This is a genomic window from Erythrobacter sp. S43, from assembly GCF_057364955.1.
This window is the reverse complement of sequence record NZ_CP200285.1, coordinates 1654009-1667902: the sequence shown is the minus strand read 5'-3', so window position 1 is coordinate 1667902 and position 13894 is coordinate 1654009. Positions and strand designations below refer to the sequence as shown.

Genomic DNA, 13894 nt, shown 5'->3' with positions numbered 1-13894 from the left:
ATAGAAGTCCTTGAGTTGACTCATTCGCCTGTCATAGCAGCATTCAGGACAAGTAGAGGGGTCCCTATCCGGCTATGACCAACCGTGATTTCACCAAGATCGACCCGCGCGGTCGCAAGGTCAAGATTCTGGCGACGATTGGCCCGGCGAGCCGTTCGCCCGAAATGCTGCGCAAGCTGTTCAAGGCGGGCGCTGACGCCTTCCGCGTCAATATGAGCCACGGCAGTCACGAAGATCACGAGAAAGCAATCACCGCGATCCGCGCGCTGGAGAAAGAAGTCTTCCGCCCGATCGCAATCCTTGCCGACCTCCAAGGGCCCAAGCTGCGCGTCGGCACATTCAAGGATGGCAAGGCGGTGATCCGTCATGGCAGCCACTTCACGCTCGACCGCGATGAAACGCCGGGCGATGAAAACCGCGTGTGCCTGCCTCACCCCGAATTGTTCGGTATCATGGAGCGCGGGCAACGCCTGCTGATCAATGACGGCAAGATCCGGCTGGTCGTGAAAGAGGCGGACGAAAACCACATCCGCTGTTCAGCCGAAGTCGGCGGCGTAATTTCGGACCGTAAGGGTGTGAACGTGCCCGATGCCGAAGTGCCAATCCCTGCCTTGACTGAAAAGGACCGCAAGGACCTTGCCTTTGCTGTGCAGCATGGCGCGGACTGGATCGCGCTGAGCTTTGTGCAGCGCGGCGACGATATGGCCGAAGCGCGCAAACTGGTGAACAGCCACGCATCGCCGGGCGGACAGATGCCTGCTCTATGCGCCAAGATCGAAAAACCGATGGCGGTTAAACGCCTGCCCGAGATTATCGAGATGTCCGACGGCATTATGGTTGCGCGCGGGGATCTGGGCGTCGAACTTGACCCCCACGAGGTCCCGCCATTGCAAAAGCGTATTGTCAACGCTGCTCGAACTGCGGGCAAACCCGTTATCGTGGCGACACAAATGCTGGAAAGCATGATCGAAAGCCCCACACCAACCCGCGCCGAAGTCTCCGACGTCGCCAACGCAGTCTATGACGGCGCCGATGCCGTGATGCTGAGCGCGGAAAGCGCCGCAGGAGACTGGCCCGAAGAATCGGTCGCGATGATGAATTCCATTGCCGCGCATGTCGAAAAGGACGAGAGCTATCTTGAGCGAGTCCGCTTCCTAGATACGCCGCCCGATGCCACCACTTCCGATGCGTTGGCCCATGCCTGCATGACCATTGGTGACACGATCCCGATCAGCGCGATCACTGTCTTCACTTCATCGGGTTCAACCGCGCGCCGTGTTGCGCGCGAACGGCCTGCCATTCCGATGCTGGTCCTTACCCCATCCATGAAAACCGCACGGCGCGTGGCTCTCCTGTGGGGTGCGCACGCAGTGGCGACCAAGGATATCGGCAGCTTCGAAGAGATGATCGCCAAGGGTAAGCGCATGGCCCTGCGCCACGGGTTTGGCACAGCGGGTTCCAAGCAGGTTGTGCTCGCGGGCGTGCCGTTTGGAACTCCGGGCAGCACCAACCTGCTGCATATGGTCACGCTGACGGGCAACGAGCTCAACAATCACGACGACAAATAGCCTTTCGCAGGGTTCTAGCCTACGCTCTGACCGGGAATTTGGGTCCGGGGGAGTGGATCAATGACTTATGTGAAATGGGGCCTTCGCATTGCGCTTGTGCTTCTAAGCCTAGCGGCGGGGGTCGCCAAGCTGATGCAGACACCGGCGGAAACGGAGTTCTTCGCATCAGCGGGGCTCAGCTCAGTCTGGCTTTACCCGCTCGGTGCGATGCAAGTGATAGGCGCTGTGCTCGCAGTATTACGCGGGCCGGGTCAGGCCGGATTGGCTTTGATCGGCGCGGGCTTTGCGATTTCCAGCGCAGTGATTTTTATGACAGGCAACACGACGTTCGGACTGATCTCGCTTATTCCCGTAGCGCTGACGATCCTTGCGATGCGACTCGGCTACCCGGGGCCAATTCGCGCCTAGGTAAAAGTTAGCCCGCCGCGCGTTCCAGCCTTCCGCGCGCTTTTTCTTCTCCGATGAGCGGGAGAAGCTCGCCCATGTCGGGGCCGTGATTCATGCCGGTGAGTGCCTGACGCAAAGGCAGGAACAGCTGTTTGCCTTTGCGACCGGTGCTGTCCTTCAACGCTGAGGTCAGCGCACCCCACGGATCATTACCCCAGCTGAGCGTCTGCGCGGCTTCAACCAGATAGGCCTTGTCCTCGTCAGAGAACTCAACCTGCTCGATCGGGCCGGTGACCAGCCGCCACCATTCCTGTACCTCGCCCACGGTTGCGACGTTGGGCTGCACGGCGTGCCAACCGGCTTCGTCCATGCCTTCAGGCAGGCGTGCCTGCACAGCATCGAACGGCATGGCGTGGACGATGGCGGTGTTGACCCGTTCCAGCTCAGCATCGTCAAACTTCGCAGGCGCGCGGCCAAAGGTGGATAGGTCGAACGTATCGAGCAGCTTCTGACGGTCGGCAACCGGCTCGACAGGTTGCGACGTGCCAAGGCGCGACAGCAGCGCAATGATCGCTTCGGGTTCGATCCCGCGCTCGCGGAACGCATCGCAGCCGAGCGAGCCAAGGCGTTTGGAGAGCTTGCCTTCTTTGCCCACCAGCAAGGCTTCGTGGGCAAAGGCAGGGGGTGTTGCATCCATCGCAGTGAACATCTGAATCTGCACCGCCGTGTTTGAGACGTGATCCTCACCACGCAGCACTTGTGTGACGCCCATATCGACATCATCGACTGTGCTCGGCAGCATATAGAGCCACGATCCATCGGCGCGGCGGATGACGGGATCGGATAGCTGCGCTGCGTCGAATTTCACCGAGCCGCGCACGCCGTCTTCCCACTGGATCGCTTCATCATGGTCGAGCTTGAAGCGCCAGTGCGGCTGGATGCCCTCGGCTTCTTTCGCCGCGCGCTCTTCATCGGTGAGCTGTAGCGCGCCGCGATCATAAATCGGCGGCAGCCCGCGCCCGAGGAGAACCTTGCGCTTAAGCTCAAGCTCCTGCTGCGTTTCATAAGCCGGGTAGATACGGCCAGCGTCGCGCAGTTTCTCAAACGCCGCCTCATAACGATCGAGCCGCTGCGATTGGCGCTCTTCGCGGTCCGCTTCAATGCCAAGCCACGCAAGGTCCGTACGGATCGCCTCGACATATTCTTCCTTCGAACGCGCCGCGTCGGTGTCGTCGATGCGCAGGATAAATTTTCCGCCAGCCTTTTGGGCGAGCATCCAGTTGTGGAGCGCGGTGCGGATGTTGCCGACGTGAAGGCGGCCCGTGGGGGACGGAGCGAAACGGGTTGTTGTCATGCCGAGCGCGGTAGCCAGCCAGCGTCCCCTCGGCAAGATGATTAGGCCGCTTGCATCTCTGCAATCACGAGATCGGTGGCGGCGTTCCAGAGCGTCTCAATACGGGTTGGCCGGATGAGACCGTCGACCACGTCATTGAACGCATCGCGGTCGCGCTGCGTTGCGGCATTGATCATCGCCGCGATTGTTGCTTCGTCATGGGTCATCGCCTGGCAACAAAAGCGCGAGACATGAATGTTCTCCGGCCAGACTTGCGTGATCGCGAGGCTGAGCGCGAGGGCCTTTGCCGCAACTTCGACGCTGCACAAGCGGGTGGCGAGTTCAGGCACGGGGTCCCGCCTTGCGCGCTGATGCAGAGCAATAAGGCGCAATGAGTAAGCGAAGCGCGCCGCGATTGGCCCGACCGACTCGATCCGCGTCGGAGCGGCCAGTTCCGCCAGTAATTGACGTGATCGATCAGCGGAAATGCGACGGTGAGGCATGATTCTCCCTTGGGCCAAGGTGGTGAACTCATACCCTTCTATCTTTAATGCAAATGCGTCGCAATAACTATAATTGACTTTTCATCCTATTTCGGCCTGATCACGAAACTGTGCTCGATATAGAGAAACACCTCGGTCTGGCTCGCCTGCTTGAAGTACAGCTCTGAATCGAGACCGCGGATCTCGATGCCGTAGTCGCTGCCAAACATCGACGCATAGCTGCGAGATTCGGTCGCGATCGCCCGAACCACTGCGCCGCGATATTGGTCCGGATTGTCGATGGCGAGCTCGGTGTCACCCGTCGTGACGTAGCCGCGCCCTGTGACCGGCACCGCTTTGGTGAAGGCATCAACCCGCTTGTCGACTTCATCACTGCCTTTGAAGTTTCCGCCAACTGGCAAGCGCGCATAAAGCTGCACCCGCGTCGTATCCGGGCGGCCGCCCCTCTTATAACTCAGCAGGTCTTCCATATTCGCCAATGTAAGCGGCGAGAGTGTGTACTCACCTGCCACAAGTGCAATGCCTTGAGAGCTTGCGCGCTCAATCATCGCCTTAAGCACCGCATCGACTTCTTGCCGACGCAATTCGGCTTCGCGCGAGTCCGAATTCACATAGATCGGCTTCACAAAGTAATCGGCAGTGCGCGTCAATCCGATGGCCGACTGCTCATCATCATAGAATTGATCGTAGTCGGACCGTTCAATGCGTGACCCGGTGACAACGACCAGATTTTCGTCCTGCGCCGCAGCAGCGAACGGAACCAGCAGGCTGGCAGTGGCAAGACCTATGGCAAACTTCTTCATTATGCGTCCCTCCCTTTTTCAGGGGACAGGCTAACGCACGAAAGCGGAAAAGAAAAACCCCGCCGAAGCCAATGCTCCAGCGGGGTACTTTCTCAGCCTTGAAGGCTTGGGGTTGGGTTACTCCGCAGCGGGAGCATCGCCTCCGCCCATGGCAGCTTTCATCGCTTCTTCGCTCGAAACCGGATCAGCATCCGGCTCCGGCTCTGATGCGTTTTCGGCGGCCAGCTTTTCCTGCTGCTTCTTCCATGCGGCTTTCAGCGCTGCGTCGCGGCTCGATGCCGTCACACGCATGCGGTTCATGCCAGCGCCCGTACCAGCCGGGATCAGACGACCCACGATCACGTTCTCCTTGAGACCGATCAGCGTGTCCTTCTTACCCTCAACCGAAGCCTGCGTCAGAACGCGGGTGGTTTCCTGGAACGAAGCGGCGGAGATGAAGCTGCGGGTCTGCAGCGACGCCTTAGTGATCCCGAGAAGGATCGGCGTGCCTTCGGCTGGCTGCTTGTTCTTGCCAAGCTTGCCGTTGACTTCGAGCATCTCAGCCAGATCAACCTGCTCACCCGGAAGCAACGTGGTGTCGCCGCCATTGGTGATTTCGACCTTCTGCAGCATCTGGCGAACGATCACCTCGATGTGCTTGTCGTTGATCTTAACGCCCTGCAGTCGATACACTTCCTGGATCTCGTTGACGAGATACTCAGCCAGTGCCTCGACACCCAGAACCTCGAGGATGTCGTGCGGGTTTGGCGAGCCGGAAATCAGGGTGTCCCCCTTCTTCACGAAGTCGCCTTCCTGCACGTCGATCACCTTGGTTTTCGGGATCAGGTATTCGACTGCATCACCCTCTTCCGGAACGATTGCGATCTTCCGCTTCGCTTTGTATTCGCGAACGAATTCGATCTTGCCCGAAATTTTGGCAATAACCGACATGTCCTTGGGCAGACGCGCCTCGAACAATTCGGCCACACGTGGCAGACCACCGGTGATGTCGCGGGTCTTGGCGGCTTCGCGCGAAGCACGTGCAAGGATGTCACCCGCATCAACCGTTTGACCGTCTTCAACCGAAAGCGTGGTTCCCGGTGCCAGCATGTAACGCTGTGCATCGGTTTCGTCTTCGATGGTCTGGCCTTCACCTTGAAGAATCATGCGCGGACGCAGCTCTTCTTTCTTCTTGCGGCCCGTTGCGCGGTTCTCGGTCACGATGCGCTGGGCGATACCCGTTGCATCATCGGTCTGCTCTTCCAGTGTGGTGCCTTCAACAAGGTCCTGGAAACGCACAACACCCGATTGCTCGGTGATGATCGGCAGTGTGAACGGATCCCATTCAGCCAGACGATCGCCTTCTTTCACCTTAGCGCCGTCCTTGAACATGAGCACGGTACCGTAAGGCACTTTGTGCATCTCACGCTCACGACCTTCAGCGTCGATCACAGCGAGTTCACCGTTACGCGCCATCGAAAGGATACGGCCCTTCTTGTCGGTGATGGTCGGCATGTCACGATACTCGATCTTACCATCCGAGATGGACTCAAGATGCGAGGTTTCGTTGAGCTGCGCCGCACCACCGATGTGGAAGGTACGCATCGTCAGCTGGGTGCCCGGCTCACCGATTGACTGCGCAGCGATAACGCCGACAGCTTCACCGATGTTCACTGGAGTACCGCGAGCAAGGTCACGACCGTAACACTTGCCGCACACGCCCTGCTCGGCTTCACAAACCAGCGGCGAACGGATCTTGGCGGACTGAACTTCAGCCGCTTCGATTTCCTTCACCATCGGCTCGTCAACCAGAGTGCCCGCTTTCACGATCACCTCATCGGTCGCCGCGTTCATGATGTCCTCGGCCACGGTGCGGCCCAGAATACGTTCACCCAGCGATGCGATGACCGAACCACCCTGAACGATAGCGCGCATTTCCAGCGCGTTTTCGGTCTTGCAGTCCTCTTCAACGATCACGCAGTCCTGCGACACGTCAACCAGACGGCGGGTCAGGTAACCCGAGTTTGCCGTCTTCAGAGCGGTGTCAGCCAGACCCTTACGCGCGCCGTGGGTCGAGTTGAAGTATTCGAGAACCGATAGACCTTCTTTGAAGTTCGAGATGATCGGTGTCTCGATGATTTCACCCGAAGGCTTGGCCATCAGGCCACGCATACCGGCAAGCTGCTTCATCTGCGCTGGCGAACCACGCGCACCCGAGTGGCTCATCATGTAGATCGAGTTGATCTCTGCTTCGCGGCCTTCCTTGTCGATGGGCTGAGACTTAATCTCTTCCATCATCGCGTCGGCCACCTGGTCACCACAACGGCTCCAGGCATCGATCACCTTGTTGTACTTCTCTTGCTGGGTGATGAGACCGTCCTGATACTGCTGTTCATAGTCAGCAACCAGCTTCTTGGTCTCTTCAACCATGCCTTCTTTCGCGTCAGGAATGATCATGTCATCCTTACCGAAGGAGATGCCCGCCTTAAATGCGTGGCGGAAGCCCAGTACCATGATGGCGTCAGCAAACAGCACCGTGTCTTTCTGACCGGTGTGACGGTACACTTCGTCGATCACGTCACCGATGTCCTTCTTCGTCAGAAGGCGGTTGATGATGTCGTAGGGCACCTTGTGGTTCTTCGGCAGACACTCACCGATGAGCATGCGGCCCGGCGTGGTTTCGAAACGCTTGTGTACGATGTTGCCATCCTCATCGGCCTGCGGAACGCGGGCGATGATTTTGGTGTGCAGCGTAACAGCCTTGGTTTCGAGCGCCTGATGCACTTCGGCCATATCGGCAAAGCGCGGCAGCTTCTCGGTCTTGGAGCCATCTTCGTTTTCGAGGAATTCAGGCGCCTTCTCCTGCCGTTCCATGGAGAGGTAGTAGAGACCCAGAACCATATCCTGCGAAGGCACAATGATCGGCTTACCATTTGCGGGCGAGAGGATGTTGTTGGTCGACATCATCAGCACGCGCGCTTCCAACTGCGCTTCGAGCGACAGCGGAACGTGGACAGCCATTTGGTCACCGTCAAAGTCGGCGTTGAAGGCCGAGCAGACCAGCGGGTGAAGCTGGATCGCCTTACCTTCGATCAGAACCGGCTCGAACGCCTGGATGCCAAGACGGTGAAGCGTCGGAGCGCGGTTCAGCAGAACCGGGTGCTCGCGGATCACTTCGTCTAGGATGTCCCAGACTTCCTTGCGCTCTTTCTCGACCCATTTCTTCGCCTGCTTCAGGGTCATCGAAAGACCCTTTGCATCGAGGCGGGCGTAGATGAACGGCTTGAACAGCTCGAGTGCCATCTTCTTCGGAAGACCGCACTGGTGCAGTTTCAATTCAGGGCCGGTCACGATGACCGAACGGCCCGAATAGTCGACGCGCTTACCCAGAAGGTTCTGGCGGAAGCGGCCCTGCTTACCCTTGAGCATGTCGGACAGCGACTTGAGCGGACGCTTGTTCGCACCGGTGATGACACGGCCACGGCGACCATTGTCGAACAGCGCGTCAACGGCTTCCTGAAGCATACGCTTTTCGTTGCGGACGATGATGTCCGGCGCGCGCAGCTCAATCAGACGCTTGAGGCGGTTGTTACGGTTGATCACACGGCGATAGAGATCGTTGAGATCCGACGTCGCGAAACGGCCACCGTCCAGCGGGACGAGCGGGCGCAGCTCAGGTGGGATCACAGGGATCACTTCGAGGATCATCCACTCGGGGCGGTTGCCCGATTCAATGAAGCTCTCGACAACTTTGAGGCGCTTGATGATCTTCTTCGGCTTCAGCGTCGACTTGGTCGTCGCCAGTTCTTCCAGAAGGTCTTCACGCTCTTGCTCGAGATCGAGGTCCATCAGCATGACCTTGACCGCTTCGGCACCGATATCGGCGCTGAATGCGTCTTCGCCATATTCGTCCTGCGCTTCGAGCAGCTCGTCTTCGGTCAGCAGCTGGAACTTCTCAAGCGGGGTCAGGCCCGGCTCGATCACCACATAGCTTTCGAAGTAGAGGATGCGCTCAAGCTGCTTCAATTGGATGTCGAGCAGCAGGCCGATGCGCGAAGGCAGCGACTTAAGGTACCAGATATGCGCAACCGGCGCGGCCAATTCGATGTGGCCCATACGCTCGCGGCGCACTTTGGTGACGGTGACTTCAACGCCGCACTTCTCGCAGACGACGCCTTTGTACTTCATGCGCTTGTACTTGCCGCACAGGCATTCGTAGTCCTTCACCGGACCGAAGATGCGGGCACAGAACAGGCCGTCACGCTCTGGCTTGAACGTACGATAGTTGATCGTTTCCGGCTTCTTGATCTCACCGAAAGACCAAGAACGGATGCGCTCTGGCGAGGCGATGCCGATCTGGATCTGGTCAAAGGTTTCCGGCTTGGCCAGCTGATTGGTGAATTTGGTCAGTTCATTCATGATTGAGTGATCCTTCTCAGTTGCCCGAACGCTGGCACGTATCGGCCTTGAGGGTGGTATCTTTGACGTGAGCCAGGACGAAAGCGGGGTCCGTCTCGGCTGTTACCTTGCTGGTGATGCGGGTTTCGAGCAGACCAAACAAATCGGTCTTTACCTCGGCGCGGTCCTTGCCCAGCGCCTCGGCGTGAACCAGAGCTTCCGACAGCTTCGCTGTGCCCGAAGCGCGGTATTGCGCTTCCAGCTGCGTGCTGCGCGGTTGGGTCTGGCCTCGCTCGGACTTGTAAAAGCCCGCAATTTCCAGGTGGTATGCGGCGCAGGACAGATCGCGATTATACGCGGTCTTACTGTCTTGCGCGGCATACGCAGTGGTTGAGGTGGCAGCCACCGCGGCCAAGGCCGCAGCTGCTTTTAGCGAAGCGAGCCTCATTCGGCCGCCTCCGCAAAACCGTCACCATCCTCGTCTTCGTCACCGATCGAGGTCAGTTCGACATTCATGCCGAGGCTGCGCATTTCCTTGACGAGAACGTTGAAGCTCTCCGGAATGCCGGCTTCGAATGTGTCGTCGCCCTTGACGATGGCTTCGTAGACCTTGGTACGGCCAACCACGTCATCCGATTTGACGGTGAGCATTTCCTGCAAGGTGTAGGCGGCACCGTACGCCTGCAGAGCCCAGACTTCCATCTCACCGAAGCGCTGACCACCGAACTGCGCCTTACCACCCAGCGGCTGCTGCGTGACGAGCGAGTACGGACCGATCGAGCGGGCGTGGATCTTGTCATCGACAAGGTGGTGTAGCTTGAGCATGTAGATGATGCCCACGGTGACCTTACGGTCAAACGCTTCACCGGTGCGGCCATCGAACAGGGTCGATTGACCCGACGAATGGACGCCAGCCTTGACGAGATAGTCGGTCACATCGCCTTCGCGCGCACCATCAAACACCGGCGTACCCATCGGGACACCTGCGCTGAGGTTGGTTGCGAGTTCAACAATCTGGTCGGTTGAACGGCTGTTCAGATCATCGTGATACTGATCGCCGTAAACGTCCTTAAGACGTTCAACCACTGCTTCGGGCGGCTTGGCGTTCTTGTAATCTTCGGCAGCATTCGGGTTCGCTGCTTTCCACTCTTCGAGCTTATCAGCGATATCCATGCCGAGGCCGCGGGCTGCGAAGCCAAGGTGCGTTTCGAAGATCTGACCCACGTTCATACGCGAAGGCACACCCAGCGGGTTCAGCACCAGATCAACCGGCGTACCGTCTTCGAGGAACGGCATGTCCTCAACCGGAAGGATGCGCGAAATCACACCCTTGTTGCCGTGACGGCCAGCCATCTTGTCGCCCGGCTGAAGCTTACGCTTCACGGCAACAAAGACTTTGACCATTTTCAGAACGCCCGGTGCCAGCTCGTCACCACGCTCGAGCTTTTCCTTACGGTCTTCAAACTTGGCGTCGATGCCGGCAACGGCTTCGTCATACTGCGACTTGATCGCCTCAAGCTGCGCCTGACGTTTGTCGTCAGCAACTGCGAACTTGAACCATTCGTGACGCTCGACATCAGCCAGCACCTGCTCGCCGATTTCGATGCCCTTCTTCACGCCTTTCGGAGCAGCCGAAGCCGTCTGGCCCATCAGCATGTCTTTCAGACGGTTGTAAGTCGCACGGTTGAGGATGTTGCGCTCGTCCGCAGCGTCTTTGCGCAGACGTTCGATTTCCTCGTTCTGGATCGCACGCGTACGGTCATCGATCTCAATGCCGTGGCGGTTGAACACGCGAACTTCAACGATGGTACCGGCAACGCCCGGCGGCAGACGCAGCGAGGTGTCGCGAACGTCAGAAGCCTTCTCACCGAAGATGGCGCGAAGCAGCTTCTCTTCCGGCGTCATCGGGCTTTCGCCCTTAGGTGTGATCTTGCCGACCAGGATGTCGCCCGGATGCACTTCTGCTCCGATATAGACGATGCCCGCTTCGTCGAGGTTGCGCAGAGCTTCCTCGCCGACATTCGGAATGTCGCGGGTGATGTCTTCCGGCCCAAGCTTGGTGTCACGCGCCATGACTTCGAATTCCTCGATGTGGATCGAGGTGAAGACGTCGTCTTTCACGATACGCTCGGAAATGAGGATCGAATCCTCATAGTTGTAGCCATTCCACGGCATGAACGCGACGAGGCTGTTCTTACCCAGAGCCAACTCGCCCAGATCGGTCGAAGGACCGTCTGCGATGATGTCACCGGCTTCGATCGTCTCACCGACTTTCACCAGCGGACGCTGGTTGATGCAGGTGTTCTGGTTCGAGCGCTGGAATTTCTGCAGCGTGTAGATGTCGACGCCCGATTGGCCGGGTTCAACATCGCCAACTGCGCGGATCACGATGCGGGTCGCGTCAACCTGGTCGACGATACCGCCGCGCTTGGCCGCGATCGCAGCGCCGGAATCGCGCGCAACGGTTTCTTCCATGCCGGTTCCGACCCACGGAGCCTCGGCTTTCACCAGCGGCACCGCCTGACGTTGCATGTTCGAGCCCATCAGAGCGCGGTTGGCGTCATCGTTTTCAAGGAACGGGATCAGAGATGCTGCAACCGAAACGAGCTGTTTCGGCGACACGTCCATCAGCGTGATCTGATCATTCGGAGCCATCAGGTTGTCGCCAGCCTGACGTGCCGAAATGAGGTCTTCGACGAACGAACCATCATCGTTGAGCTCGGCCGAGGCCTGCGCAACGGTGTGCTTCTGCTCTTCCATGGCGGAGAGGTACTGAACCTCGCCCGTCACTTTGTTGTCGACCACCTGACGATACGGCGTTTCGATAAAGCCGTACTTGTTCACACGGCTGAACGAAGCCAGCGAGTTGATCAGACCGATGTTCGGGCCTTCCGGCGTTTCAATCGGGCAGATGCGGCCATAATGCGTCGGGTGAACGTCGCGGACTTCAAAGCCTGCGCGTTCACGCGTCAGACCACCCGGGCCAAGCGCCGAAACGCGGCGTTTGTGGGTGACTTCCGACAGCGGGTTGGTTTGGTCCATGAACTGCGACAGCTGCGAAGAGCCGAAGAATTCACGGACAGCGGCCACAGCCGGCTTCGCGTTGATGAGGTCGTTCGGCATGACAGTCGAAACGTCGACCGACGACATACGCTCTTTAACCGCACGCTCCATGCGCAGTAGGCCAACGCGGTACTGGTTTTCCAGCAGCTCACCAACCGAACGGACGCGGCGGTTGCCGAGGTTGTCGATGTCGTCAACTTCGCCCTTGCCGTCTTTCAGATCGACGAGTTCCTTGACCACGGCAAGGATGTCTTCCTTGCGCAGAGTGGTCACGGTGTCTTCGGCGTCGAGCTCGAGACGCATGTTGAGCTTCACGCGGCCAACGGCAGACAGGTCATAACGCTCACCGTCGAAGAACAGGCCTTCGAACAGCGCGTCTGCGGTTTCCTTGGTGGGCGGTTCACCCGGACGCATCACTTTATAGATGGCTTCCAGACCCTCATCACGGTTCTCGGCCTTGTCGACCTTCAGCGTGTTGCGGATCCACGGACCGGTGTTGACCTCATCAATGTCGAGCAGTTCGAGCTTATCGATGCCTGCGGCGTCGAGTTTCTCGAGGTTTTCGGCGTCAACTTCGTCACCGGCTTCGATGTAGATGCGGCCAGTGCTTTCATCGATCATGTCGACGGCGGCGTAGCGGCCGAAGATTTCCTCGGTCGGCAGCAGAAGATCTTTAAGGCCATCCTTGGCTGCTTTGTTGGCAGCGCGCGGGCTGATCTTCTGACCCGACGGGAACACTTCTTCGCCAGTCTTGGCATCAACCAGTGCGAAGGTCGGCTTCTGGCCACGCCAGTTCTCGGCCACAAACGGGATTTTCCAACCATCCTTGGCGCGGTCCCAAGTAACGGCGTTGTAGAAGTGATCGAGAATGCCTTCGCTATCCAGACCCAGCGCATAAAGCAGCGCGGTCACCGGCAGCTTACGCTTGCGGTCGATACGGACATTGACGATGTCTTTGGCGTCGAATTCGAAATCGAGCCACGAGCCACGGTAAGGGATCACGCGGGCAGCGAACAGCAGCTTGCCCGAAGAGTGAGTCTTGCCACGGTCATGGTCGAACAGGACGCCCGGCGAACGGTGCATCTGCGATACGATCACGCGCTCGGTGCCGTTGATGATGAAAGTGCCGTTCTCAGTCATGAGCGGCATGTCGCCCATGTAAACGTCCTGTTCTTTGATATCGAGGACGGAACGGGTTTCGGTTTCCTGATCGACTTCAAATACGATCAGGCGAAGCGTCACCTTCATCGGAGCGGCATAGGTGATGCCACGCTGACGGCACTCGGTGGTGTCGTATTTGGGCGGCTCAAGTTCGTAGTGAACGAAGTCAAGCTCTGCCGTGCCGGCAAAATCGCGGATCGGGAAGACGCTGCGCAGCGTCTTTTCCAGGCCGGAGACGTAATCGATTTCCTTGTTCGAACGCAGGAACTGTTCGTAGCTCTCGCGCTGAACCTCGATCAGGTTCGGCATGTCGACGACTTCGTGAATGTCGCCGAAAATCTTACGGATGCGTCGTTTCGCTGTGCCCTTAGCCGTGCGGCTGCGGGTCGCTTTCGCCTTGGTTGCCATGGAGGGTATGTGCCTCTTTTGCTGTTCGCTACGGAGGAGATACCCCCGCGCTTTGTTGGTTACCGTTCATCACGCGAGAGAACGGCCACATCGGACGCAAAAGAGCCGCATACCAAGCGCAAACCCTCTCAGGCCGCATGGAATGCAGCTTCAACTTAACGTCGCGAATATGGCGAGCGCCGCTTCCATTCTTGGCCCGATCCCCGCGCATGAATCGGTCCGGCTCGAAGCTGGCGTGTGAGGGCCATGTAGGAACACGCGCGCCCGAGGTCAACTGCCATGCATGCGATT

8 protein-coding genes are annotated in these 13894 nt (G+C 58.6%); 2 read left to right on the top strand and 6 right to left on the bottom strand.

Annotation, left to right across the window (positions count from 1 at the left end; all coding sequences use genetic code 11):
• Positions 1-74 precede the first annotated feature (74 nt).
• Entirely contained in the window at positions 75-1568 is a 1494-nt protein-coding gene (pyk, locus tag AC0V6K_RS08135; RefSeq protein ID WP_472621150.1) for a pyruvate kinase, read from the top strand.
• Positions 1569-1628: 60 nt separating this feature from the next.
• Positions 1629-1976 carry a hypothetical protein gene (locus AC0V6K_RS08130; RefSeq protein ID WP_472621148.1) on the top strand — a complete coding sequence of 116 codons (348 nt, stop codon included), beginning with the start codon at positions 1629-1631 and terminating at the stop codon, positions 1974-1976.
• Between the two features lie 7 nt (positions 1977-1983).
• Here AC0V6K_RS08130 and gltX read toward each other — a convergent pair whose 3' ends face one another.
• The 6 genes from gltX to rpoB all read right to left on the bottom strand — a co-directional run bounded on the left by gltX (position 1984) and on the right by rpoB (position 13603).
• A complete protein-coding gene (gene gltX, locus AC0V6K_RS08125; RefSeq protein ID WP_472621146.1) occupies positions 1984-3309 on the bottom strand; it encodes a glutamate--tRNA ligase in 1326 nt (441 codons plus the stop codon).
• Positions 3310-3350: 41 nt separating this feature from the next.
• Entirely contained in the window at positions 3351-3791 is a 441-nt protein-coding gene (locus tag AC0V6K_RS08120) for a DNA-directed RNA polymerase subunit beta' (protein ID WP_472621144.1), read from the bottom strand.
• A gap of 86 nt (positions 3792-3877) precedes the next feature.
• Positions 3878-4594: a hypothetical protein gene (locus tag AC0V6K_RS08115; RefSeq protein ID WP_472621142.1), complete on the bottom strand. Its 717-nt coding sequence runs from the start codon at positions 4592-4594 to the stop codon at positions 3878-3880.
• Positions 4595-4711: 117 nt separating this feature from the next.
• Positions 4712-8992, bottom strand: coding sequence for a DNA-directed RNA polymerase subunit beta' (rpoC, locus tag AC0V6K_RS08110; RefSeq protein ID WP_472621140.1), 4281 nt, complete (start codon positions 8990-8992; stop codon positions 4712-4714).
• A 16-nt stretch (positions 8993-9008) separates the two neighbouring features.
• Positions 9009-9419 (bottom strand): hypothetical protein, encoded by a 411-nt coding sequence (locus AC0V6K_RS08105; RefSeq protein WP_472621138.1) that lies wholly within the window; start codon positions 9417-9419, stop codon positions 9009-9011.
• Positions 9416-13603: a DNA-directed RNA polymerase subunit beta gene (rpoB, locus tag AC0V6K_RS08100; RefSeq protein ID WP_472621136.1), complete on the bottom strand. Its 4188-nt coding sequence runs from the start codon at positions 13601-13603 to the stop codon at positions 9416-9418. The genes AC0V6K_RS08105 and rpoB overlap by 4 nt, the downstream gene beginning before the upstream one ends.
• Positions 13604-13894 lie beyond the last annotated feature (291 nt).

Coding starts and splice junctions, on each gene's coding strand:
- pyk (WP_472621150.1), top strand. CDS start 75: ATGACCAACCGTGATTTCACCAAGATCGACCCGCGCGGTCGCAAGGTC.
- AC0V6K_RS08130 (WP_472621148.1), top strand. CDS start 1,629: ATGACTTATGTGAAATGGGGCCTTCGCATTGCGCTTGTGCTTCTAAGC.
- gltX (WP_472621146.1), bottom strand. CDS start 3,309: ATGACAACAACCCGTTTCGCTCCGTCCCCCACGGGCCGCCTTCACGTC.
- AC0V6K_RS08120 (WP_472621144.1), bottom strand. CDS start 3,791: ATGCCTCACCGTCGCATTTCCGCTGATCGATCACGTCAATTACTGGCG.
- AC0V6K_RS08115 (WP_472621142.1), bottom strand. CDS start 4,594: ATGAAGAAGTTTGCCATAGGTCTTGCCACTGCCAGCCTGCTGGTTCCG.
- rpoC (WP_472621140.1), bottom strand. CDS start 8,992: ATGAATGAACTGACCAAATTCACCAATCAGCTGGCCAAGCCGGAAACC.
- AC0V6K_RS08105 (WP_472621138.1), bottom strand. CDS start 9,419: ATGAGGCTCGCTTCGCTAAAAGCAGCTGCGGCCTTGGCCGCGGTGGCT.
- rpoB (WP_472621136.1), bottom strand. CDS start 13,603: ATGGCAACCAAGGCGAAAGCGACCCGCAGCCGCACGGCTAAGGGCACA.